At 67.3% G+C, this 22,709-nt stretch carries 17 protein-coding genes; 8 read left to right on the top strand and 9 right to left on the bottom strand.

Annotated elements, in window-relative coordinates:
* Window positions 1-109: 109 nt before the first annotated feature.
* From ABWV23_RS03565 to ABWV23_RS03550, 4 genes are all read right to left on the bottom strand, one after another.
* Window positions 110-2,668: a putative PEP-binding protein gene (locus tag ABWV23_RS03565; protein WP_353344996.1), complete on the bottom strand. Its 2,559-nt coding sequence runs from the start codon at window positions 2,666-2,668 to the stop codon at window positions 110-112.
* A gap of 270 nt (window positions 2,669-2,938) precedes the next feature.
* A complete protein-coding gene (gene glyS / locus ABWV23_RS03560; RefSeq protein ID WP_353344994.1) occupies window positions 2,939-5,185 on the bottom strand; it encodes a glycine--tRNA ligase subunit beta in 2,247 nt (748 codons plus the stop codon).
* Between the two features lie 87 nt (window positions 5,186-5,272).
* Window positions 5,273-5,809, bottom strand: coding sequence for a DUF6446 family protein (locus tag ABWV23_RS03555; protein WP_353344992.1), 537 nt, complete (start codon window positions 5,807-5,809; stop codon window positions 5,273-5,275).
* A gap of 25 nt (window positions 5,810-5,834) precedes the next feature.
* Window positions 5,835-6,764, bottom strand: coding sequence for a glycine--tRNA ligase subunit alpha (locus tag ABWV23_RS03550; RefSeq protein WP_353344990.1), 930 nt, complete (start codon window positions 6,762-6,764; stop codon window positions 5,835-5,837).
* Between the two features lie 167 nt (window positions 6,765-6,931).
* Here ABWV23_RS03550 and ABWV23_RS03545 point away from each other — a divergent pair, with 167 nt between their 5' ends.
* Both ABWV23_RS03545 and ABWV23_RS03540 read left to right on the top strand, forming a co-directional pair.
* Window positions 6,932-8,671, top strand: a complete 1,740-nt coding sequence (locus ABWV23_RS03545) for a serine protease (RefSeq protein ID WP_353344988.1) — start codon at window positions 6,932-6,934, stop codon at window positions 8,669-8,671.
* A gap of 152 nt (window positions 8,672-8,823) precedes the next feature.
* Window positions 8,824-9,312 (top strand): DUF4177 domain-containing protein, encoded by a 489-nt coding sequence (locus tag ABWV23_RS03540; RefSeq protein ID WP_353344986.1) that lies wholly within the window; start codon window positions 8,824-8,826, stop codon window positions 9,310-9,312.
* Window positions 9,313-9,319: 7 nt separating this feature from the next.
* Here the strand turns inward: ABWV23_RS03540 and ABWV23_RS03535 are convergent, their stop codons facing one another.
* Entirely contained in the window at window positions 9,320-9,577 is a 258-nt protein-coding gene (locus tag ABWV23_RS03535; RefSeq protein WP_353344984.1) for a BolA family protein, read from the bottom strand.
* A 109-nt stretch (window positions 9,578-9,686) separates the two neighbouring features.
* Between ABWV23_RS03535 and ABWV23_RS03530 the strand changes: the two genes are divergently transcribed.
* The gene (locus ABWV23_RS03530) at window positions 9,687-10,313 is read left to right on the top strand and encodes a DnaJ domain-containing protein (protein WP_353344982.1); all 627 of its coding nucleotides are present in this window, start codon (window positions 9,687-9,689) and stop codon (window positions 10,311-10,313) included.
* Window positions 10,314-10,528: 215 nt separating this feature from the next.
* Complete coding sequence (locus ABWV23_RS03525) at window positions 10,529-11,524, top strand: calcium-binding protein (protein ID WP_353344980.1); 996 nt, start codon at window positions 10,529-10,531, stop codon at window positions 11,522-11,524.
* Between the two features lie 45 nt (window positions 11,525-11,569).
* Here the strand turns inward: ABWV23_RS03525 and msrB are convergent, their stop codons facing one another.
* A complete protein-coding gene (gene msrB, locus ABWV23_RS03520; RefSeq protein WP_353344978.1) occupies window positions 11,570-12,046 on the bottom strand; it encodes a peptide-methionine (R)-S-oxide reductase MsrB in 477 nt (158 codons plus the stop codon).
* 199 nt (window positions 12,047-12,245) lie between these two features.
* On the opposite strand from msrB, the gene cobS reads away from it, so the two are divergent.
* The 4 genes from cobS to ABWV23_RS03500 all read left to right on the top strand — a co-directional run bounded on the left by cobS (window position 12,246) and on the right by ABWV23_RS03500 (window position 17,847).
* Window positions 12,246-13,232 carry a cobaltochelatase subunit CobS gene (gene cobS, locus ABWV23_RS03515; protein WP_353344976.1) on the top strand — a complete coding sequence of 329 codons (987 nt, stop codon included), beginning with the start codon at window positions 12,246-12,248 and terminating at the stop codon, window positions 13,230-13,232.
* 222 nt (window positions 13,233-13,454) lie between these two features.
* The gene (gene cobT, locus ABWV23_RS03510) at window positions 13,455-15,332 is read left to right on the top strand and encodes a cobaltochelatase subunit CobT (protein ID WP_353344974.1); all 1,878 of its coding nucleotides are present in this window, start codon (window positions 13,455-13,457) and stop codon (window positions 15,330-15,332) included.
* Window positions 15,333-15,597: 265 nt separating this feature from the next.
* Complete coding sequence (locus tag ABWV23_RS03505; RefSeq protein WP_353344972.1) at window positions 15,598-17,388, top strand: aminopeptidase P family protein; 1,791 nt, start codon at window positions 15,598-15,600, stop codon at window positions 17,386-17,388.
* Window positions 17,389-17,502: 114 nt separating this feature from the next.
* Window positions 17,503-17,847 (top strand): DUF427 domain-containing protein, encoded by a 345-nt coding sequence (locus tag ABWV23_RS03500; protein ID WP_353344970.1) that lies wholly within the window; start codon window positions 17,503-17,505, stop codon window positions 17,845-17,847.
* Between the two features lie 87 nt (window positions 17,848-17,934).
* Here the strand turns inward: ABWV23_RS03500 and ABWV23_RS03495 are convergent, their stop codons facing one another.
* From ABWV23_RS03495 to recN, 3 genes are all read right to left on the bottom strand, one after another.
* Window positions 17,935-18,990 carry a calcium-binding protein gene (locus ABWV23_RS03495; protein ID WP_353344968.1) on the bottom strand — a complete coding sequence of 352 codons (1,056 nt, stop codon included), beginning with the start codon at window positions 18,988-18,990 and terminating at the stop codon, window positions 17,935-17,937.
* A 207-nt stretch (window positions 18,991-19,197) separates the two neighbouring features.
* On the bottom strand, window positions 19,198-20,886 hold the full coding sequence (locus ABWV23_RS03490; RefSeq protein WP_353344966.1) for a chloride channel protein: 1,689 nt from the start codon (window positions 20,884-20,886) through the stop codon (window positions 19,198-19,200).
* Window positions 20,887-21,061: 175 nt separating this feature from the next.
* Complete coding sequence (gene recN, locus ABWV23_RS03485; RefSeq protein ID WP_353344964.1) at window positions 21,062-22,705, bottom strand: DNA repair protein RecN; 1,644 nt, start codon at window positions 22,703-22,705, stop codon at window positions 21,062-21,064.
* Window positions 22,706-22,709 lie beyond the last annotated feature (4 nt).

The raw sequence follows: 22,709 nt of genomic DNA, 5'->3' as shown, positions 1-22,709 counted from the left end.
ACTTAGCCCCTATGTCATGAAAAGTCCAGTTCCGCCCGCGAAACAGGCAGATTATAAACGCCGAAACGACCCGGACGATCAGGTAAAATGCCCCGCAACCGCCTGAGGATCAAGGGGTTTCATCCTCCTCTGGGGTAATTTTCTCGGCAATGGCGAATTGGGCGGCAGCCAGCCGCGCCACCGGTACGCGGAACGGCGAACAGGAGACATAATCGAACCCCGCCTCGCGACAGAAGGCGATTGATTCGGGGTTGCCGCCGTGTTCGCCGCAGATCGAGACCGTCAAGTCAGGATTGGCTGCCCGGCCCCGCTCGGCCCCGAGTTTGAGCAGTTCCCCCACCCCCTCGATGTCGAGCACGTGAAACGGATCTTCGGGAAAGACCCCCTTGCGCACGTAGTCGGACATGAACCGCCCGGCGTCGTCGCGCGAGAGGCCATAGGTCATCTGCGTCAGGTCGTTGGTACCGAAGCTGAGGAAGGAGACATGCGGCGCGATCTCGTCCGCACGCAGCGCCGCACGCGGAGTCTCGACCATGACTCCGAGGCGATAGGTGAACTCCTCGCCGCGTTCCGAGCGCACGGCGCCGGCGACGGCATCGACCCGCGCCTTGATCAGCTCCACCTCGCGCTTGGCCGAGACCAGCGGGATCATGATCTCGGGCACCACCGGTTCCCCGGTTCGGTTGGCCTCGAGCGTGGCCTCGAAGATGGCGCGGGCCTGCATCTCGTAGATCTCGGGCACGGTGACACCGAGGCGCACGCCGCGCAGGCCGAGCATGGGGTTGTATTCGTGCATCGCCTCGATCAGCCGGGTGACGTCCGAGACCGGAAGATCCAGCGCCTCGGCCAGTTCGCGCTGGCCCGAGCGGGTGGCGGGCAGGAATTCGTGCAGCGGCGGGTCGAACAGCCGGATGCAGACCGGGCGCCCCTCCATGATGCGGAACAGCTGAATGAAATCGTCGCGCTGCATCGGCAGCAACCGGGCCAGCACGGCGGCGCGACCGGAACTGGTCTCGGCAAAGATCATCTCGCGCATCACCGTCAGGCGGCCGGGTTCGAAGAACATGTGCTCGGTCCGGCACAGCCCGATGCCCTGGGCGTCGAAGTTGCGCGCGGTCTGGGCGTCGGCGGGGGTGTCGGCGTTGGCGCGGATGCCGATGTCGCGGGCCGCGTCGGCCCAGCCCATCAGCGTCTGGAAGGCATCGTCGAGCGCCGCCTCGAGCATGGCGGGTTCCCCGGCGAGCAGTTGTCCGGTGCCGCCGTCTATGGTGACGATGTCGCCCTCGCGCAGGATCCGGCCATCGGGCGCACGCAGCATCTTGTCGCGGGTGTTGAAGGTCAGCTCGGAGGCGCCGACGATGCAGGGCAGCCCGAGGCCGCGCCCGATCACCGCCGCGTGGCTGGTCATGCCGCCCTTTTCGGTCAGCACGCCGGCGGCGGCATGCATGCCGCGCACGTCCTCGGGGGCGGTTTCGCGACGCACCAGGATGCAGGCTTCGCGCCGGGCGGCGCTGGCCTGGGCGGCGGTGGCGGAAAACACGATGCGACCGGTCGCGGCGCCGGGGCTGGCGCCGATGCCGGTGGCCAGAACGTCGCGTTCGGCATCGGGGGCGACCTGGCGGTGCAGCAGTTCGGTCATCGAATGGGGATCGACGCGCATCACCGCCTCTTGCGGGGGGATGATGCCGTCTTCGGCCAGCCGGACGGCGATGCGCAGGGCGGCACGCGGGCTGCGCTGGATGCGCACACCGTCAAGGATATGCACCGCGCCGTCCTGGATCACGAATTCGACCTGCATCTCTTCGCGCAACTTGCGCCGCATCAATGCCGCATCCCGCTTGAGCGCCACAAAGGCCTCGGGCGCCAGTTCCTCCAGCGAAGGGCCGCGCGGGTCCTTTTCGAGGTAGAGCGCGGCGGCCCCCGCGCCGAGCGCATCGCGCCCCTGGCTCTGGCTCAGATAACGTCCGATGATCTGCGGCCGGCCGGTGACCGGATCGGCCAGTTGCAGCACGCCCGAGCCGCATTCGCCCTGCCCCAGCCCCGGGATCATCTCCTGCACCACGAGGCCGAGTCCGGCATCGGCCGGCGCGCCCTTGGCCTGGCGCAGCAGCCGGGCCGAGGTCCCCTCCCAGGCGCGGGCCATCGAGCGCAACACACCGCTGAGCTGTTCGCTGCGCGATTGCGGAAAGGGTTCGTCGGCCTCGTCCTCATAGGCGCGCAGCATCCGTTGCAGGCCCTTGGGCCCCTCCTCGGGATCGCTGTCGAAAAGATCGGGGTCGAGGCGGGCGACATGGGTGGCATAGCCCTGAACGAAGCGGGAATAGAGCGCGGCGGCGGCCCTGGGCCCGAGGCTCTCGGAGAGCTTTTCGTATTGCTTGCCATTCATGCCGATGTTCAGCACCGCGCCGGGCCCGCCCCAGTCGGGATCCTCGGACGACGGGCGCACGCAGAGCAGCGTGCAGGGGTCGAACTGGGCGTCGACGGCGGCGATGTCGGGCATCTCGCCCGCCGCGATGCGTTTGACCGCCCCGAAGGAGAGCGCGACGGTGCGCGGCACCGGCAGATCCAGCCGGACAAGACGCTGAAGGCATTTTGCACGCCCGCCGTGGGCCCCGACCTCGATCGGGGCATCGGGGGTCACCAGGGTGGTATGCGGGTTGTATTGCACTGCGGCACCTCTTGCTCTGACCGCAGCATAAGCAGGTGCCCGGCACGCGCAAGGAAAAGCGGGCGGGCCTATGCCCGCACCGTCGAAACGGGCCCTGCCCTCGCCGCGCAGGCGGGGGCTCGAGCCAATGGCATCACCCTATCCTACCGCGCCCCTGTCATCCCCGCGCAGGCGGGGATCTTCAGGCCTCGGCGTCAAGGAATAAAGCCCCCCGCTTACGCGGGGATGACAGGCGGAGTGCGGATGGCTGTCGGCTCGGAGCGCCCGCCCCTAGCCGGTGATGCGGGTGAGGTCGGCCACCTGACCGCAGATCGTGCAGATCTGGTGCAGCAGGTTCAGGCGGTTGCGGCGCAGGGTCTCGTTGTCGGTGTTGACCTGCACCTCTTCGAAAAATGCGTCGATCGGTCCGCGCAGGGCCGCCATGGCTGCCATCGCCTCGGGGAAATCCTCGGCCTCCAGCGCCGGTGTGATCCGGGCCTGGGCAGCGTCGAGCGCGGCAAAGAGCGCGCGTTCGCTGTCCGTTTCGGCGAACTTGGCGTCGGCGCCAAAGGAATATTCCACCCCGTCCTTTTCCTCGGCCTGGGTCAGGATGTTGTTGGCGCGCTTGAAGCCCTGGATCAGGTTCTCGCCGTCCTCGGTCTGCAACACGGCGCCCAGCGCGGTGGCGCGTTTGACCAGCAGGTTCAGATCGTCGTGGCCCGGCATGGCGATGCAGGCGTCGATCACGTCGTGGCGCAGGCCCTGGTCGCGCAGGTAGACCTTGAGCCGGTCATGCAGGAAAACCATCAGGTCGGTCGACAGATCCGGTACCTGACCGCCGATGGAATGCAGCAACGACTGGTTCGAGGTGTCGACCTCGGGGTCGTTGTCGAACCGGGCCAGAACCGCACGGAAGGCCGCCCCGAAGACCCCGTGATCGGCGATCTCGTCGTTGATGTCGCGCAGCGCGGCAAGCTGGCTTTCGTCGGCCTCGCGGTTGAGGTGGATCTTGTGACGCAGGATCTGGCCATCAATGTAACGGTCCAGCGGCAGCCGCAGGTCGTTGGCCAGCACCAGCCGGATCACGCCCAGCGCGGCGCGGCGCAGCGCAAAGGGGTCCTTGGAGCCGGTGGGTTTCTCGTCGATGGCCCAGAATCCGGTCAGCGTGTCCAGCTTGTCGGCCAGCGCCACGGTGACCGAGAGCGGCGCGGTGGGCACGTCGTCCGAGGGCCCCAACGGCGAGTAATGCTCTTCGGCGACGGCGGCGACCTCGGGGGCGTGACCGGCGGCGGCGATATAATAGCGGCCCATGACGCCCTGAAGTTCGGGGAATTCATAGACCATTTCAGACGACAGGTCGGCCTTGGCCAGGTCGGCGGCCAGTTGGGCCGCGCCCTTGTCTGCGCCGACGGCGGGGGCCAGGTCGCGGGCCAGCGCGGCGATGCGGCGGATGCGCTCGCCCTGGCTGCCCAGCCGGTTGTGGAAGGTCACGTTTTCAAGCGCCCCGGTCCAGGCCGACAGGTCGGAAGTCGCCACCCGCAGATCGTTGTCCCAGAAGAATTTCGCATCCGAGAGCCGGGCCGCCAGCACCTTTTGATTGCCGGCAAGGATGGTGGCGCCGTGATCGGCGGTCTCGCGGTTGGCGACGGTGACGAACTTGACGATACGGCCCGATTTCGGATCGCGCACCGAGAAGAATTTCTGGTGTTCGCGCATCGAGGTCTGCAGCACCTCGGGCGGCAGGTCGAGAAAGGCCTCGCCGATCTCGCCCATCAGCACCACCGGCCACTCGACCAGCCCGGCGACCTCGCTCAGAAGGCCCTTGTCCTCGACCACCTCGAGCCCGGCCGCAAAGGCGCGGTTGGTGGCGTCGGCCCAGATGTGATCGGCACGCTCGTCGGGCGAGAGCACCACGTGAGCGCGCTTGAGCCTGGCCTGGTAATCATCGCAGGAGGTGACCGAGAACCGCCCCGGCGCCATGAAGCGGTGGCCCTCGGTGCTGTCGCCGGCAGCGATCCCGTCCACCTCCATCGGCACCACATGCGCGCCAGACTCGTCACTCAGGATACACAGGATCGAGTGCAGCGGACGCACCCAGCGCAGGCTGCCCGCACCCCAGCGCATCGACTTGGGCCAGGGGAAGTTGCGGATGGTGGTTTCCAGAACCTCGGCCACGATCTCGGCGGCCGGGCGGCCCGGCTTCTCGATGGTGGCGAAATAGACCGTGCCCTTGGGGGTGTCGCGTTCCTCGAGAGCGTCGCGGGTGATGCCGGCGCCGCGCAGGAATCCCTCGATCGCCTTGTCGGGCGCGCCGACCTTGGGGCCCTTGCGCTCCTCGCGCAGGGTCGGCGATTCGGCGAGCAGCCCCTCGACCGCCAGCGCCAGCCGGCGCGGGGTGGAAAAGGCGGTCGCACCGGAATAGGTCAGCCCGGCCTCGACCAGACCGTCGGTCACCCGCTTTTTCAGGTCCTCGGCGGCGCGTGCCTGCATGCGGGCCGGGATTTCCTCGGAAAACAGTTCGATCAGAAGGTCGGGCATAGGGGTTCCTCGGCGGGGTGTTGAGGGCGTCGGGTCAGCGGATACAGGCGATGGGCCGGAAATGGCAAGGGCGGGGGCACGGCGGGATCACCCCCCTGCCCCGGATTCGGGCCGCGGCGGGCAGGCCTCGCCCACCGGGGTGCCGTCATAGGCCTTGTGGCCACAGTCGTTCAGTTCTTCCCAGGACCAGCCGCGGCCGTCCGGCGCGATGGCGGTGACACGGTCGACCCCGTAGGCGATGTTCTTCTGCGCGAGAAAGACGCGGATGTCGCCGGCCTCGATCCCCGTGCCGATCGCCTCGGCGTCGAAACAGTCGAACCAGCCGGGGGCGACTCGCGGCTCGCCTCCCTGCCGCTCGACATAGGTGGCGGCAAGCTCATCCATGGGCAGGTCGGTGGTGAAGCAGGACCGGTAGCGGATCGGCGAACTGTCGGCATCGATGGCCTGAAAATCCGCATAGGCGATGGGTTCGGGCGCCTGCGTGGCGACGGCGACCAGTTGCACGTCCTGCCCCGGCGTCGGGGTGACGCGGTAATAATAGCCATAGACCTGCAGGTAATAGATCGCCGCCCCCGCGACCAGCGCGCAGAGGACGATCAGGGAGGCGACGAACTTGCCGTTCATGGGTGGATCTCCGCGCCCTGCGGCCTCATGCCGCCGCGCCGCCGGCCTCGGTCTGGACGAAAGCATCGGCGCATTTCTTGGCCAGTGCCCGGACCCGGCCGATATAGGCCTGGCGTTCGGTGACCGAGATCACGCCGCGTGCATCGAGCAGGTTGAACAGGTGGCTGGCCTTGATGCACTGGTCATAGGCGGGATGCGCCATGATGATCTTTTTCCCGGTCTTGGGGTCGACCTGCGGACGCGACAGGATCGCGTCGCACTCGGCCTCGGCATCCTCGAAATGGCGCAACAGCATCTCGGTCTCGGCCACGTCGAAGTTGAAGCGCGAGTATTCCTGTTCGGTCTGGCGGAACACATCGCCGTATTTCAACGCGATCGGCGCCTGCGGATCGTTGTAGGGCATGTCCATCACGTGGTCGATGCCCAGCACGTACATCGCGAGGCGTTCCAGACCATAGGTCAACTCGCCCGAGACCGGCTTGCAATCATGGCCGCCGACCTGCTGGAAATAGGTGAACTGCGACACTTCCATGCCGTCGCACCAGACCTCCCATCCCAGCCCCCAGGCGCCCAGCGTCGGGCTTTCCCAGTCGTCCTCGACAAAACGGATGTCATGCAGGTCCATGTCGATGCCGATCGCCTCGAGCGAGCCGAGGTAAAGCGCCTGAAGATCCGGCGGGCTGGGTTTGATCAGCACCTGGAACTGGTAATAATGCTGCAACCGGTTCGGGTTCTCGCCATAGCGGCCGTCGGTGGGCCGGCGCGAAGGTTGGACATAGGCCGCCGCCCAGGATTTCGAGCCCAGCGCGCGCAGGGTGGTGGCGGGGTGAAAGGTGCCGGCGCCGACCTCCATGTCATAGGGCTGCAGCACGGCGCAGCCCTTGCCCGCCCAATAGGTCTGAAGGCGCAGGATGATCTCCTGGAACGATCGCGGGGGCGTGGGTTTGTCACTCATGGGGCGGCTCTTTCCTGTACCGTGCGAGGCGCGCCATTCCTATGCGTCCGCCGCGCGGGGGTCAACGCGCAACAGGGGGAATTCGACGCGTTCAAAAGCATGGTCAAGCAGGATGTTTCCTGCTTAGGTGCCGGAAACAATCAAGTTTGCCAGAGCAAGAGAGCATAATGCACAGAGTTTTTGCCGCGTTCCTTTTCCTCAGCCTCGCCCTGATGCGCCCGGCGCTGGCGCAGGAGGCCGCCTGGGTCCAGATCGAGGCCCATCCCAGCCTGACCACGGCGCAACAGCGGGCCAGCCAGTTTGCGGGGCGCCTCGCCGACGTGAACGGGTTCGCCCTGGGCGGCGGCTGGTACGGCATCGCGCTGGGGCCCTACAGCCGCCCGGATGCGGAACGGGTGCTGCGGGTCTATCGCCTGCAGGGCCAGATCCCGCAGGACAGCTATGTGGTGGATTCGGGGAATTTCGGCCAGAAGTTCTGGCCGGTCGGTGACAGCGCGCTGACCACCCAGGCGGTGCCGCAGACGCAGGCCTCGCCAGAGGCGCAGGTGACGCAGGCCGAACCGCAGCCCGAACCGCAACCCGCCGACGAAACCCCGGCCGAGGCGCGGCGCAGCGAGCGGTTGTTGAGCGCGGACGAACGGCGCGCGTTGCAGGTGGCGCTGAAGGCGGCCGGGGTCTATGCCTCGTCGATCGACGGCGCCTTTGGCCGTGGCACGCGGGCGGCGATGTCCGACTGGCAGATCGCGCGCGGATATGAGCCCACCGGCGTGTTGACCACCCGCCAGCGGCAGGCGTTGATGGATGAATACAACGCGCCGCTGATCAGCGTCGGCATGCGCGCCCACACCGACGACCGCGCCGGGATCGCGATGCAGATGCCGATGGATGCGGTCCGCTTCTCGAAGTACGAATCCCCCTTTGCCCATTACGACGCCGCCAGCGATCTGGGCGCGCGGGTGCTGCTGATCAGCCAGCCGGGCGACCGGGCCACCCTTTATGGCCTGTACGACATCATGCAGACGCTGGAGATCGTGCCGCTCGAGGGGCCGCGGTCGCGCAAGGGCGACAGCTTCACGCTGGAGGGTCGCGGCCGGGGCATCGTCTCCTATACCGAGGCGACGCTGAAGGCGGGGCAGATCAAGGGCTTTACCCTGATCTGGCCGGAGGGCGACGAGGATCGCCGCAGCCGGGTGCTGACCGAGATGCAGGCCAGCTTCCAGCGGCTCGACGGGGTGCTTGATCCCGGTGCCGGGGCCAATGCGCCGCAAAGCGTCGACCTGGTCTCGGGGCTGGCGGTGCGCAAGCCGAAACGGTCGCGCTCGGGCTTTTACATCGACGCGGCCGGAACCGTGCTGACCACCGCCGAGGCGGTGCAGGGCTGCACCCGGATCACGCTGGACCACGAGTATCCCGCGCAGGTGGCAGCGCTTGACGAGGCCGCCGGCCTCGCGGTGCTGCGCCCGGAGGTGCCGCTGGCGCCGATGGCGGTGGCCCGGCTGCGCCCCGGCGCGCCGCGACTGCAATCGGATGTCGCGGTTTCGGGCTATTCCTACGGCGGGGTGCTGGGCGCGCCGACGCTGACCTTTGGCACCGTCGCCGACCTCAAGGGTCTGCAGGGCGAAGAAGGGCTGACGCGGCTGGCGCTGGCGCCGCTGCCCGGCGATGCCGGCGGACCGGTTCTGGATACCGGCGGCGGGCTTCTCGGGGTGCTCCTGCCGGCTGCGAGCAACGGCCAGCGCCTGCCCGGCGACGTCAGCTTTGCCGCCGATGTCGGCGTGGTCCGCGCCATGCTGGCCGAGGCCGGGGTGACCATCGGCGAAGAGGCACAGACCGGCACGCCGCTGCCGCCGGACGACCTGAGCAAACTGGCCCTGGGCATGACCGTGCTGGTGGGCTGCTGGGACTGATTCCGGCGCAGAATTGACGAAAAGACGCCCGGGCGGTTCAAAACCGCCCGGGCGTTTTCCATTCCGCCGCCGGTTTCCCGAACGCGGCACCAAGCCCCCTTTTCCCCGCCCGGCAAGCTGCTAGATTGGCGCCAATCATCGAAGGGAACCCAATGCCCCGCTACGAATACAAGGTCGTTCCGGCCCCCGCCAAGGGCCGCAAGGCCAAGGGCGTCAAGACGCCCGAGGCGCGCTTTGCGCTATCGGTCGAAACCGTGCTGAACGAAATGGGCGCCGAGGGGTGGGAATACCTGCGCGCCGAATTGCTGCCCAGCGACGAGCGCAGCGGCTTGACCGGCTCGACCACGCACTGGCGCAACGTGCTGGTGTTCCGTCGCCCGGTGGAGGGCGTGGAGGACACGTTTCATCCGCGCCTGATCGAGGCCCCCGACCCCACCGTCGCGCCACTCGTCCCGGTGCCCGACCCCACGGCACCGGCCCCGCCCGAACCTGGCGCACCCGAGGCGCGGTCGCTCGAACCGGACGATCCGCCGCTGCATGCCGCGCGTGACGAGGACGGTGACGACGACGCAGAGCACGACGACGACACGGACGAGGACGCTGACGACAACGCGTCGGAGCCGGACAAGGGGCGCGGCTGAACCCGCCTCAGGCGTCGATGTCCAGCGCCAGCGCGTGAATGCGTCCGACCAGATCGGCGCCCAGCGCCGCGTGCACCGCGCGGTGCCGTTGCAGTCTGCTTTGCCCAGCAAAGCCCGGCGCGCGGATCCTCACGCGAAAATGACTCTCGCCGCCGTCGCGATAACCCGCATGGCCGCGATGGCTTTCGCTTTCGTCGATCACCTCGAGCGCGGTCGGCGCGAACGCGTCCCGCAGCCGGGTTTCAATTTCGTCAGTTACACCCATTTTCCGCTCATCCGGCAAAAAAATCGCCGCCCCCTCTTCTATCTCCCGCCACTTAGATTAAACTCTGGCGTCCGAGTCCAGAACGCCCCCGTCGCAAAGGAGCAGCGCGATGTCAAAACCGGATCCGTTTGGCTTCGATATGTCCGTATCTTCCGCCAAGAAGCGCAATCCGCGCGGGCGGCGGGGCATGTCGGGGGCCTCGGAAACCTCGACCCGTGTCTGTGCCCACGAAGGCTGCAACGAGGCTGGCAAGTTCCGCGCGCCCAAGGCGCCGGACGTGTTGGACGACTACCTGTGGTTCTGCCAGAAGCACGTGCGCGAATATAACCAGAAGTGGAACTTCTTCGAAGGCACCACCGAGGCCGAGCTGAACGCGCAACAGAGCAAGGACAAGGTGTGGGAGCGCACCACCCGCCCGCTGGGCGACCCGGAGGCACGGGCGTGGGCCCGGCTGGGGATCGAGGACCCGCACCAGGTGCTGGGCCAGAACGCCACCCAGAACCCCGGACGCGGACAGGCCGCCGGCCGCCGCCTGCCCCCGACCGAGCGCCGCGCGATCGAGATCCTCGAGGCCAAGGACAGCTGGACCAAGACCGAGGTGCGCCGCGCCTACAAGAAGCTGATCAAGGTGCTGCACCCGGACATGAACGGCGGCGACCGCAGCCAGGAAGAGCAGCTGCAAGAGGTGGTCTGGGCCTGGGACCAGATCAAGGAAAGCCGCAACTTCAAGGACTGAGGGCGACAGGCCGCGGTGTCAGGACCGCGGCCCTTCGGCTGCGTCGGTGAACCGGACGGGTCCGGGAATTAGACAGAAAACCAAGAGTACTCCCCTCAGGGGCAATGCCCGGTGCAGCACGGCTGACCGGGGCGTCAAACTTGCCCGAACGGTGAAAGATGGATACCCTTTTTGCGGTATTTTGTCTTTAACCAGTCTAACAGGGGGTGTGCCCGATGATCCTTTCCACCGGCTTTCACAGTGATTTCGCCTACTACGATCCGTCTTTTTCCGACTTTGATCGGTGGGAGGATGCCGGTGGGGTCGATGTGCTGATGCTGCCGGATTTCACCTCCATGCCGGATCAAATGATCACCTATGACGGGAGCGCGCTGTCGGTGGGATATGGCAGCCTTACACTGACCATTCCCGACAATGTTCCAGGGACGCCGAGCATGGAATTCCTCGAGTACCGTGCCCACGCATACACCGAAGAGGATGCGCCGGTATCGCTGGGCACGCTGCGGCTGATCACCGATCTGGCCGGGACCACGGCCGGCCATGTCGCGATGATCGGATCAGATGAGGACGAAGTGATCACGGCGCCCGTGGATCCGCAGCCTGTCACCGGGTTTTCGGTGATCTTCGGCAATGGCGGAAACGATCAGATCACGCTGTCTCCGACGCAGGAGGTCCGCGCCTTTGGCGGGGCCGGTCGCGACGTGATCCGGGGCAAGTCCGCTGACGATTTCATCTCAGGTGGCAACGGTCGTGACACGCTGGCGGGGCGCGCAGGGCAGGACGAGATCTTTGGCGGGCGGGGAAAGGACGTGCTGCGCGGCGGCGCCGGCGACGACTGGTTGTACGGAGACAGTTTTGTGTTCCTTCCGATGAAAGGATTCGACGACAGGATATTTGGCGGGCGCGGCGACGACAACATTGTGGGCGGCGGCGGGACCGATGTGATGACCGGCGGGGCTGGCGCCGACAGTTTCCATTTCATGGTTGGCCGAACCGATGGCGCGGTCGACCGGATCACCGATTTCGATGCGGACCGGGACCGTCTTCTGATCGACACCGACACGAGACCGGGCGTGATCCGGGTCAAGGCACAGGGTGACGATACGCTGGTCCGCTTTGTCACCGATTATTACGGCGAAACCATCCGCTATGACATCGTCTTGCTGGAGGGTGTCACACTCAGCAAGTCTGAGATTGATTTCGACTGGTAAGACCCGCATCGACCTTGGCCGGACCCGTGCCTGCCCTGCCCGGGCTCAAGCGGGCTTGAACACCAGGCTCACCCCGTTGATGCAGTGCCGCTTGCCGGTAGGCCGCGGTCCGTCGTCAAAGATGTGGCCCAGGTGGCTGCCGCAGCGGCGGCAATGGCATTCGGTGCGGCGCATGAACAGCAATTTGCGGTCGGTCTTGGTGCCGATGGCGTCGGGCAGGCCCTGGAAAAAACTGGGCCAGCCAGTGCCGCTGTCGAACTTGTAGGCCGAGGAATAGAGCGGCAAATCGCAGCCCCGGCAATGGTAGAGGCCGGCGCCGTATTGCTTGTCGAGCGGCGAGGTAAAGGCGCGCTCGGTCGCCTCCTCGCGCATCACCGCATATTCAAGATCGCTCAGCATGGCGCGCCATTCGGCCTCGGTCCGGGTGACCTCAAAGGACTCGCCAGCGGCGCGCGCGTACCGGGCGGTCAGCACGGAGATCGCCCCGGCGGCGGTGGCGGAAAGAAAGAATCGACGGTGCATGGGCGCCTCCTTTCGGATGTCGGGTCGCGACCTCTGCGTTAAATTTAGGTCATTGCCGCCCCATGCGGGCATCAAACCGACGTGAGCCGTTCAGGCGACGCTGTGACGCGGGGTTTCGCCGCCGCGCGCCTTCCCCTTGCCTCTCCCCGCGATATGTTGCACCAGAGTGCGGACACGCAGAGGGATCAAGGACTGGCAGATGGCTGACGGCGCGACGGAGTACAACGCAAAGCCCACCGAGACCGTTTCGGTGCGCGATGTGTTCGGCATTGATACGGACATGACGGTAAAGGGCTTTGCCGAGCCGACCGACCGCGTGCCCGAGGTCGATCCCACCTACAAGTTTGATCCCGACACCACGCTGGCGATCCTGGCCGGGTTCTCCCATAACCGTCGGGTGATGATCCAGGGCTATCACGGCACCGGCAAATCAACCCACATCGAACAGGTCGCCGCCCGGCTGAACTGGCCCGCCGTGCGCGTCAACCTCGACAGCCACATCAGCCGGATCGACCTGATCGGCAAGGACGCGATCAAGCTGCGCGACGGCAAGCAGGTGACCGAGTTCCACGAGGGCATCCTGCCCTGGGCGCTGCGCAACCCGGTGGCCATCGTGTTCGACGAATACGACGCCGGCCGCGCCGACGTGATGTTCGTGATCCAGCGGGTGTTGGAGCATGACGGCAAGCTGACGCTGCTCGACCAGAACGAGATCATCACGCCGCATCCCTATTTCCGCCTGTTCGCCACCGCCAACACGGTCGGCCTGGGCGATACCACGGGCCTCTACCACGGGGTTCAGCAGATCAACCAGGCGCAGATGGACCGCTGGTCGATGGTGGCGACACTGAACTACCTCAGCCATGACGCCGAGACCATGATCGTGCTGGGCAAGGCGCCGCATTTCAACACCGAGAAGGGCCGCAAGACCGTTGGCCAGATGGTCACCGTGGCCGATCTGACGCGGACTGCCTTCATGAACGGCGACCTGTCCACGGTGATGAGCCCGCGGACGGTGATCAACTGGGCCTGGAACGCCGAGATCTTCCGCGATGTCGGCTATGCCTTCCGGCTGACCTTCCTCAACAAGTGCGACGAGCTGGAGCGCCAGACGGTGGCCGAGTTCTATCAGCGTTGCTTCGACGAGGAACTGCCGGAAAGCGCGGCGAGTACCGCGCTGGTCTAACCCCTTCGACCGGGACAGGAAAAGAAAGGCGCGGGCCCAGGTAGCCGGCGCCTTTTGCATTGCGCAGGGGCGACCCCGGATCAAGTCCGGGATGACAGCGGGAGGCCAACGCACCGGGATCTTGCCCGCTCTGCAGGTCGGAATCCGCATCCCCCCCTATGGTCAAGGCAGGCGAATGGCTCTAGGTTGCGCGGATATGCAAGCGACCGGACCAGACCCCGCATGAGCAAACCCACCGACAACCCCGCCGATCCGTTCAAAAAGGCGCTGGCCGAGGCCACCAAGGTGATGGCCGACGACCCCGAACTCACCGTGAGCTACACGGTCGACCCCTCGGGGCTGTCGGGCGAGTCGATGCGGCTGCCGCAGGTCAGCCGCCGGATGACCCGCGACGAGGTGCTGCTGGCGCGCGGCACCGCGGATGCGCTGGCGCTGCACCGCAAGTACCATGACGACGGGGTGCACGCCCGCTATGCCCCTCCGGGGGATATGGCGCGCGAATTGTACGAAGCGATGGAGACCGCCCGCTGCGAGGCAATGGGCGCGCGCGACATGCCCGGCACCGCCGGCAACATCGACGCCAAGATCGGCAACGAGGCGCTGCGGCGCGGCTATGACAGCATGACCGAGGCCTCGGAGGCGCCGCTGCCGGCCGCCGCCGGCTACCTGATCCGGCACCTGGCCACCGGGCGCGACATGCCCGCCGGGGCGCAGAACGTGATGGAGCTGTGGCGCGGGTTCATCGAACAGCAGGCCGGCGGCACGCTGGACGATTTGCAGGACAAGCTCTCGGACCAGTCCGAGTTCGCCCGCTTTGCCCGCAGGATCATCAATGACCTCGGCTATGGCGACCAGCTGGGCGAGGATCCCGACCAGCAGGATCAGGACCAGGAGGACCAGGCCGAGGAAGAGGCCGAGGAACAGCCCGATCCCGACAGCACCGGCCAGGAAGAGGACGACGAACAGTCCGCCGACGCCGATCCCGAGCAGAGCCAGGACGACCAGGATGACCAGGCCCAGGCCCAGGTCAGCATGGACGACAGCGCCGAGGACGAGATGGGCGACGAGGCCGAAATGCCCGAGGGCGAGGCCCCGCTGGAGCCCCCCGCCCCGCCGGCGCCTTCCGAGGCCGACCCCGATTACCGGGTTTTCCTCGACCAGCACGACGAGGAGATCGCCGCCGAGGACCTGGCCGAACCGGTCGAGCTGGAACGGCTGCGTGCCTATCTCGATCAGCAGCTCGATCCGCTCAAGGGCGCGGTCGGGCGGCTGGCCAACAAGCTGCAGCGGCGGTTGCAGGCGCAGCAGAACCGAAGCTGGGAGTTCGACCTCGAAGAGGGCACGCTGGATGCCGGGCGGCTGGCCCGCGTGGTGGCCAACCCGACCACCCCGCTGAGCTTCAAGCGCGAGAAGGATACCGAGTTTCGCGACACCGTGGTGACGCTGCTGCTGGACAACTCCGGCTCGATGCGGGGCCGTCCGATCTCGATCGCGGCGATCTGTGCCGACGTGCTGGCCCGCACGCTGGAGCGTTGCCAGGTCAAGGTCGAGATCCTCGGCTTTACCACCCGCGCGTGGAAGGGCGGACAGGCGCGCGAGGCCTGGCTGAACGATGGCCGCCCGCAACAGCCGGGCCGGCTGAACGACCTGCGCCACATCATCTACAAGAGCGCCGACGCCCCTTGGCGACGGGTGCGCGACAACCTCGGGCTGATGATGAAAGAGGGCCTGCTGAAAGAGAACATCGACGGCGAGGCGCTGGAATGGGCGCATCGGCGGATGGTGGCGCGGCGCGAGCAGCGCAAGATCCTGATGGTGATCTCGGACGGCGCGCCGGTGGATGATTCCACCCTCAGCGTGAACCCGGCAAATTACCTTGAGAAACACCTGCGCGACGTGATCGCCATGGTCGAGAAACGCAAGATGGTCGAGTTGTTGGCGATCGGCATCGGCCATGACGTGACGCGTTATTACGATCGCGCGGTGACGATCACCGACGTCGATCAACTGGCCGGTGCCATGACCGAGCAGCTTGCCGCCCTGTTCGACAGCGACCCACGCGCCCGCGCGCGCATCATGGGAATCAAGAAGGCGAGTTGAGCTTGGTCTTTCCGCGCAAGATTTAAGGGGCGGCGCGGGAGATCGTGCCGCCCCGTTTCCATGCTGCAGACAAGACCCATGGGGTTGGTGCGCCCGCCCGCCCGGCAGACCGGATCGCGGGTGGCGACCCTGCGCCTCCGGCGGGAGTATTTGGAAAAGAGAAGAAGGTGGGGGAGACGGCCGATCCCTTGCCCCCTGCCCTTGCCTCTCCTCCGGGCAGGCCTCATGATCCGCGCCGGCAGGCAGAAGATCGACAGGAGGCCCCATGTTCCAGACATTCAACGTGACCGCGCGCCCCGAGCAGGGACCGCCGCGGCTGGCCCGGCTGCGGGCGGAACTGGAAAAAGAGGGGCTGGAAGGGTTCCTTGTGCCGCGGGCGGATGCGCACCAGGGCGAATATGTCGCCGAGCATGACGCGCGGCTGGCCTGGCTGACCGGCTTCACCGGCTCGGCCGGGTTTTGCGCCGCGCTGCGCGAGGTCGCCGGCGTCTTCATCGACGGGCGCTACCGGACCCAGGTCAAGCGGCAGGTCGCCGAGGATTTCACCCCGGTGCCCTGGCCCGAGGTGCAACTGGCCGACTGGTTGAGGGAGCAACTGCCGCAGGGCGGGCGCGTCGGGTTCGATCCCTGGCTGCACACGGTGGCCGAGATCGCCCGCACCACCGAGGCGTTGGAGGGGGCCGGGATCGTCCTGGCGCGCTGCGAGAACCTCGTGGACCGGATCTGGACCGACCAGCCGCCGGCTCCGATGCAGCCGGTGAAACCGCATCCGCTTGAGTTTGCGGGCGAAACCGCCGCCTCGAAATGCGCGCGCCTGGCCGAGGAGTTGCGCACGGCGGGACATCGGGCCGCGGCGATCACCCTGCCGGATTCGATCATGTGGCTGCTGAACATCCGGGGCGCCGACATCCCGCGCAACCCGGTGGCGCATGGCTTTGCGATCCTGCACGACGACGCGCGGCTGGAATTGTTCATGGCGGCGGAAAAGCTGAAGGATCTGGGCGATCACCTGGGCGGGGATGTCTCGGTGTCGGAACCGGTGACCTTTCTCGACCGGCTGGCCGAGCTGGAGGGGCCGGTGCGGCTCGACCAAGGCACCGCGCCGCAACGCCTGGCCGATGTGCTGGGGACGCGCGCGGTCTTTGGGGCCGAACCCTGTGCCCTGCCCAAGGCGCGCAAGAACGCCGCCGAGATCGCCGGCGCGGCCGCGGCGCATCTGCGCGACGGCGCGGCGATGGTGGAGCTGCTGTGCTGGCTGGACGCTCAGCCCCCGGGCAGCCTGAGCGAGATCGACGTGGTGACCCGGCTGGAGGACTGCCGCCGCCGCGACAACGCGCTGCAGGACATCAGTTTCGAGACCATCGCCGGCACCGGGCCGAACGGCGCGGTGATGCATTACCGGGTGACCGAGGAAAGCGACAGCCGCCTGGAAGAGGGGCATCTGTTGGTGCTGGACAGCGGCGGGCAATACCTGGACGGGACCACCGACATCACCCGCACAGTCGGAATCGGCACGGTCGGCGACGCGGAACGCGCCGCGTTCACCCGCGTGTTGCAGGGTATGATCGCGGTGTCGCGTCTGCGCTGGCCCAAGGGGTTGGCCGGACAGCATATCGAGGCCATCGGACGGATGCCGCTCTGGCTGGCGGGGCAGGATTTCAACCACGGACTCGGCCACGGCGTCGGCGCCTATTTGAGCGTACACGAGGGGCCGCAGCGCCTGAGCCGGATCTGCGACGTTCCGCTGGAGGCGGGGATGATCCTGTCGAACGAGCCGGGATACTATCGCGAAGGCGCCTTTGGCATCCGGATCGAGAACCTGATCGTGGTGGAGCCCGCCCCCGCCCTGCCCGGCGGCGATGCCGAGCGCGAGATGCTGTGCTGGCGCACGCTGACCTTTGCCCCGATCGACCGGCGGCTGATTGTCGCGGAGATGTTGACAGCAGAGGAACGTTCCTGGCTGAACGCCTATCATGCGAAGGTCGCCGAAAAGATCGGCCCGAGGGTGGGCACGGCCGCGCGGGCGTGGCTGGAGGCGGCCACCGCCCCCCTTTGAGACGCGAACCGACGTTGCGGCCCTTCGCGTGCAAGGCGTGACGGGGGTGACACCGGCATGTTACAAAGCGCGGCCAATCAAAAGACGAACGAGAACACACGGGAAGGACGAGAGATGGCTGAGCATATCAGGATTCGCAAGGCACCGGGGCTCTGGGCGGTACGCTCCGGCGGGGCGGTGCTGGGAGAGTCGAGCAACGCGCTGGAGTTGAGCGAGGGCGATCTGCCCCCGGTGATCTATTTCCCGCGCGGGGATATCGCGATGGCGTTCCTCGACCGCACCGACAAGGTGACCCATTGCCCGCACAAGGGGGATGCCCACTACTATTCCATCGTCAACAAGTCGTCGGTGACGGAGAACGCGGTCTGGACCTATGAGGCACCGCTCGACGCGGTGGCCGAGATCAAGGATCACCTGGCCTTTTTCACCAGCGACAGCGTGAAGGTGGAGCAGATCTGAACCGGCGGACAAGGCCGCCGGCCCGACAAGCAAGCGCCCCGGATCGTAGGATTCGGGGCGCGTTTTGTACGTTGGGACCGCAGCGGCTCAGGCGCTGGGCAGGAGCCAGTCACCGGCCGCGTCCAGTTCGGCCACGGTGATACCGGTAATCTGCGCCACTGCGGTGCCGTCATAGGAAACCACGGCGCCATCCGCCGAGTCGGCCAGGGTCACGTCATCGGCCAGGTCGGTCGCGCTGAACCCCTCGCCGCTGCTGTCGTACAGGCTGAGCGTTTCGTCAAGGGACAGGTCGAGATCGGCGATTTCCACCATCGCACCGCCGGTTTTCATGAAGACGAAAAAATCGTCGCTGCCGGCTCCGCCGAACAGCGTATCGCCGTCATCGCCTTTCAGCGCGTCGTTGCCGCGGTTGCCGCGCAGCACGTCCGAGGCGCCGGTGACCGTATCCACCGCGTTCAGATCGTCGCGCCCCTTGCCACCGAACAGCTTGTCCACGCCGTGCCGGTCGCTGAGGATATCGGCACCATTGTTGCCGCGCAGGGTGTCGTTGCCCGCCCCGCCGCGCAGGGTGTCGTCACCGAACCCGCCTTTCAGGATGTCGTTGCCGTCATCGCCTGACAAGTAATCGTCGCCGGTATTGCCGTTCAACCTGTCATCGCCGTCACGGCCATAAAGCGTATCCTTGTCGGCATTACCGAACAGGCGGTCATCGCCCGACCCGCCGTCCAGCGTGTCGTTGGCGTCGCCGCCCGACAGGAAGTCGTTGCCGTTGTTGCCGAACAACTGGTCCGAGAAGAACTCGCCATACAACATGTCATCGCCGTCGTGACCGACCAGCCGGTCGCGGCCGTAGCCGCCCCAGAGGATGTCATCGCCCGGTCCGGCCAGCAGGGTGTCGTCGCCCAGGTGCCCGCGCAACTCGTCATTGCCACCGGCGCTGCGCAGAAGGTCGTCGCCGTTGCCGCCGCGCAGACTGTCATCGCCGCCATAGCCGCGGATCTCGTCATCGCCATCGCCACCGTTCATCTGATCGTCGTCCCCGGTTCCGATCATGAGGTCGTCGCCCGGTGTCCCGGTGAACCCGGCTGCGGCTTCTTCGCTGAAGGTGGCAAATTGCGGAAGCAGAGAATTGGAGTCGGCCATGAAATCCCCCTTGGATTGCATTAACGGGCAACCATTCCCGTTAACCGTTTGTTAACTTTTTGGTAACGAATGATTAAGCAGTATTAATGGATTCGCCGGGTCCAGCTAGGAAATTCGCCACGCGCGCAGGAAACCGAGGGCCACAGGGCCGCCCCCCGGAATTTTCTGGAAACAATTTTCGGGGTTTAGGGAGATTGTTCCCGACACTCAGGAATGCTCTTCGGCCGCCGTCGCCGCCAGGGCGCGGTTATAGGCCTTGAGCGCATCGACGTGGTACAGCGCGCCGAGGATCTCCGGCGGGCTGTCTGCCTCGCCGCGCAGGATCACCGGCAGGAAGTCCACCTCGGCGCGATCAAAGATCGGCATCGCCGCCTCCAGCGAGGCGCTGGCCTCGATGCAGAGCCCCTGTTCGACCATGTCGCGGCAGGGCCCCTCCTCGGCGCAGCGGGGATCGGAGACCGGCCGCATCACCGCCCCCGCACGGAGCATCGCCAGCAGGTAGGCCTGCGGACCGGCGGCCAGGTGAACGCCGCGCCGCTCCAACTGGGACAGGAAGAACGAGCGGTCGATCAGTCGCGAGGCCAGCGCGGTCGAAAGGCTGACCGAGGCCATCACCGCGATACCGGTCTGCCAGTCGCCGGTCAGTTCGAACACGATCATGGTGGTCGAGATCGGCGCCCCCAGCACCGCCGCCGCCACCGCCCCCATGCCGGCAAGGGCATAGAGCGTGTGGGTGCCCGACACCTCGGGCAGCAACCCGGTGGCGACCAGCCCGAAGGCCAGCCCGGTGAGCGCGCCGACCATCAGCGAGGGCGAAAAAACCCCGCCGCCCATGCGGCCGCCGAAGGTGATCGCCACCGCCACCGCCTTGATCACCGCGAACACCACCGCGTCGCGCAGGGTGAACACCCCCGAGAGCGCCAGGCTGGTGGTCTCGTACCCGACACCGATGATATGCGGGAAATAGATCGCCAGCGCGCCCAGTAGCAGCCCCGCCACCGCCGGGCGCAGCCAGCGCGGCAGGCCGATGCGGGTCTGCAGGTGGTCGGCGATATCCTCGGCAAAGAAGATGCCGCGCATGAACACCGCCGCGACCACCCCGCAGAGCAGGCCGAGGATCAGGAAGGCCGGAAGTTCGACGTAGAACTGCAACGACTCGGGCGCGGCGAGCACGAACTCGGTGACATCGCCGTATTCCATCCGGCTGATCACCGTGCCGGCGACCGAGGCGATCACGATGGGGGCAAAGGCATGCACTGCGAAATGGCGCAGCACCACTTCGAGCGCGAAGAGCGCGCCGGCGATGGGGGCGTTGAAACTGGCCGAGACGGCGGCGGCCACGGCGCAGCCCAGCAGGTCGCGCCCGGTGATGCCGTCGGCGTCGATGCGGGTGCAGATCCAGGTCGAGACCACCCCGGCCAGGTGCACCACCGGCCCCTCGCGCCCGGAAGAGCCACCGGAGCCCAGCGTGATCAGCGAGGCGGCCATCGAGGCCAGCCCGGCCCGCGTCTCGACCCGCCCGTCGGTGAGCGCCGCCCCCTCGATCACATCGGCCACCGCCCGCACGCGACCGTCCGAGGTGAAGCGATGCAGGATGAGCCCGACGATCAGCCCGCCGACCACCGGGATCAGCAGGATCCAGTACCAGGCCAAATGCTCGGCATATGTATGCAGGCGCTGCACGTCCTCGGTGCCATAGAGCCAGGCCTGCAGCGCGTCGATCCCCTTGCGAAATCCCAGTGCGGCAAGACCGGCGGCGATGCCGATGGCCAGCGCGATGAACCAGAACTGGACCTGGCCCGGGCCACGGGTGCGCAGCACGTGCCAGCCTTCGCGGCAGGCAATCACGGCCTGGTCGAATTGCTGGGCGAGGATCGGGCGGCTGGGTCGGGCCATCGGTTGCCTCCTCTGGCGTCTGCCCCTGTTTAGGACAATGCGCGGGCGGCGAAAAGGGATCTGCCGCGCGCGGGGTGGGCCGCGCTGTGGAAAAATCCGGTTTTCCGTTCAAAACCCTCGGGTTGCGCTGCGGAAATGACCTGAAGTCTCAAGCGGCGGACTGCCAAGCAGCCGATCAAGCCTCGAGCAGCGCACGCGCGGCGGCGCGGGCCTCGTCGGTGATTGTATCGCCGGCCACCATGCGCGCGATCTCGTCGATGCGTGCCTCGCGTGGTAGCGCGGTCACGGTCGACAGCGTCACCCCGTCGTTCACCCGTTTCTCGACCCGCCAGTGGTGCGCCCCGCGGGCGGCGACCTGCGGCGAATGGGTGACCACCAAGACCTGCCCCTCGGCGGCGAGCGCGGCCAGCCTGCGGCCCACCGCGTCGGCGGTGGCGCCGCCGACACCACGATCAATCTCGTCGAAGATCATGGTCACGCCGCTGTCGGTGCCGCGCAGACAGACCTTGAGCGCCAGCAGGAAGCGGCTGAGTTCGCCGCCCGAGGCGATCTTGTTCAGCGGGCCCGCCGGTGCGCCGGGGTTGGTGGCGACGGTAAAGGCGACCGCATCCGTGCCCTCCGGCCCCGGATCGGTGGGGGCGAGGCGGGTTTCGAACACCGCGCGCTCCATCTTGAGCGGCGCCAGTTCCCCCATCACCGCCGCGTCGAGCCGTGCCGCGGCTTCGCTGCGCGCCGCGCCAAGCGCCCCGGCGGCGGCGTCATAGGCGGCCCGGGCCGATTTGAGCGCCGCGCGCTTTTCCTCCAGGTCGCTCTCGCCGGCGTCCAGCGCCGCCAGCCGGGCGCACAGCGTGTCGGCGAACCCGGCCAGGTCGTCGGGTTGTACCCCGTGTTTGCGCGCCTGCGCGCGGATCGCAAAGAGCCGTTCCTCGGCCTGTTCCAGCTCCGCCGGGCTGAACTCCAGCCCTGACAGGCAGCGTTCCACCCCGTCCTGCGCCTCGCCCAACTCGATCATCGCCCGCCCGAGGGCGGCGACCGGTGCCTCCAGCGCCTCGCCCGCCTCCTGCGTCACCCCTTCGAGCCAGCGCAGCGCCTCGCCCATCGCGCCCTCGGCCCCAGAGCCACCAAGCAGCGCAAGGGCCCGGGCGACGTCGTCGCGGATGCGCTCGGCGCCCTGCATGCGACGACGGGCGGCGTCCAGTTCCGCATCCTCGCCCGGCTCGGGCGCGAGGGAATCGAGTTCCTCGACCGAGTGGCGCAGGAAATCCTCTTCCGCGCGCACCGCCTCAAGCGCCGCGCGGGTCTCCTCCACCGCCTTGTTCGCCGCCTGAAGGGTCCGCCAGGCCGCACGCACGCCGGCCACGTCGAGCCCGCCGAAGGCGTCGAGCATGGCGCGGTGGCCGCGTGGGTTCAAAAGCCCCTTGTCGTCCTGCTGTCCGTGCAGTTCCACCAGCGTGTCCGAGAGCGCGCGCAGCACCTCGCCCGAGCAGCGCCGATCGTTGACCCAGGCGGTCTTGCGCCCATCCACCGTGTTAACCCGGCGCAGGATCAGTTCATCACCGGCAGGCAGGCCGGCCTCGTCCAGCACGGCGCGGGCGGCGTGATCGGGCGAAAGTTCAAAAACCGCCGTTACCTCGCCCTGCTCGGCGCCCTGGCGCACCAGCGCGGCGCGGCCACGCCAGCCCAGGACGAACCCCAGCGAGTCGAGCAGGATCGACTTGCCCGCCCCGGTCTCGCCGGTCAGCACGTTCAAGCCCGGCTGGAACGCAAGCTCCAGCCGGTCGATGATCAGCATGTCACGAATATCAAGCGATCGCAGCATCGCC

Origin of the sequence: Aquicoccus sp. SU-CL01552, assembly GCF_040365005.1 — a bacterium.
Taxonomy (GTDB): Bacteria; Pseudomonadota; Alphaproteobacteria; order Rhodobacterales; family Rhodobacteraceae; genus Antarcticimicrobium.
The sequence above is the reverse complement of the archived record's forward strand: the minus strand, read 5'-3'. Positions and strand labels throughout refer to the sequence as shown.

Coding starts and splice junctions, on each gene's coding strand:
- glyS (WP_353344994.1), bottom strand. CDS start 5,185: ATGCCCGACCTTCTGATCGAACTGTTTTCCGAGGAAATCCCGGCCCGC.
- ABWV23_RS03555 (WP_353344992.1), bottom strand. CDS start 5,809: ATGAACGGCAAGTTCGTCGCCTCCCTGATCGTCCTCTGCGCGCTGGTC.
- ABWV23_RS03550 (WP_353344990.1), bottom strand. CDS start 6,764: ATGAGTGACAAACCCACGCCCCCGCGATCGTTCCAGGAGATCATCCTG.
- ABWV23_RS03545 (WP_353344988.1), top strand. CDS start 6,932: ATGCACAGAGTTTTTGCCGCGTTCCTTTTCCTCAGCCTCGCCCTGATG.
- ABWV23_RS03540 (WP_353344986.1), top strand. CDS start 8,824: ATGCCCCGCTACGAATACAAGGTCGTTCCGGCCCCCGCCAAGGGCCGC.
- ABWV23_RS03535 (WP_353344984.1), bottom strand. CDS start 9,577: ATGGGTGTAACTGACGAAATTGAAACCCGGCTGCGGGACGCGTTCGCG.
- ABWV23_RS03530 (WP_353344982.1), top strand. CDS start 9,687: ATGTCAAAACCGGATCCGTTTGGCTTCGATATGTCCGTATCTTCCGCC.
- ABWV23_RS03525 (WP_353344980.1), top strand. CDS start 10,529: ATGATCCTTTCCACCGGCTTTCACAGTGATTTCGCCTACTACGATCCG.
- msrB (WP_353344978.1), bottom strand. CDS start 12,046: ATGCACCGTCGATTCTTTCTTTCCGCCACCGCCGCCGGGGCGATCTCC.
- cobS (WP_353344976.1), top strand. CDS start 12,246: ATGGCTGACGGCGCGACGGAGTACAACGCAAAGCCCACCGAGACCGTT.
- cobT (WP_353344974.1), top strand. CDS start 13,455: ATGAGCAAACCCACCGACAACCCCGCCGATCCGTTCAAAAAGGCGCTG.
- ABWV23_RS03505 (WP_353344972.1), top strand. CDS start 15,598: ATGTTCCAGACATTCAACGTGACCGCGCGCCCCGAGCAGGGACCGCCG.
- ABWV23_RS03500 (WP_353344970.1), top strand. CDS start 17,503: ATGGCTGAGCATATCAGGATTCGCAAGGCACCGGGGCTCTGGGCGGTA.
- ABWV23_RS03495 (WP_353344968.1), bottom strand. CDS start 18,990: ATGGCCGACTCCAATTCTCTGCTTCCGCAATTTGCCACCTTCAGCGAA.
- ABWV23_RS03490 (WP_353344966.1), bottom strand. CDS start 20,886: ATGGCCCGACCCAGCCGCCCGATCCTCGCCCAGCAATTCGACCAGGCC.
- recN (WP_353344964.1), bottom strand. CDS start 22,705: ATGCTGCGATCGCTTGATATTCGTGACATGCTGATCATCGACCGGCTG.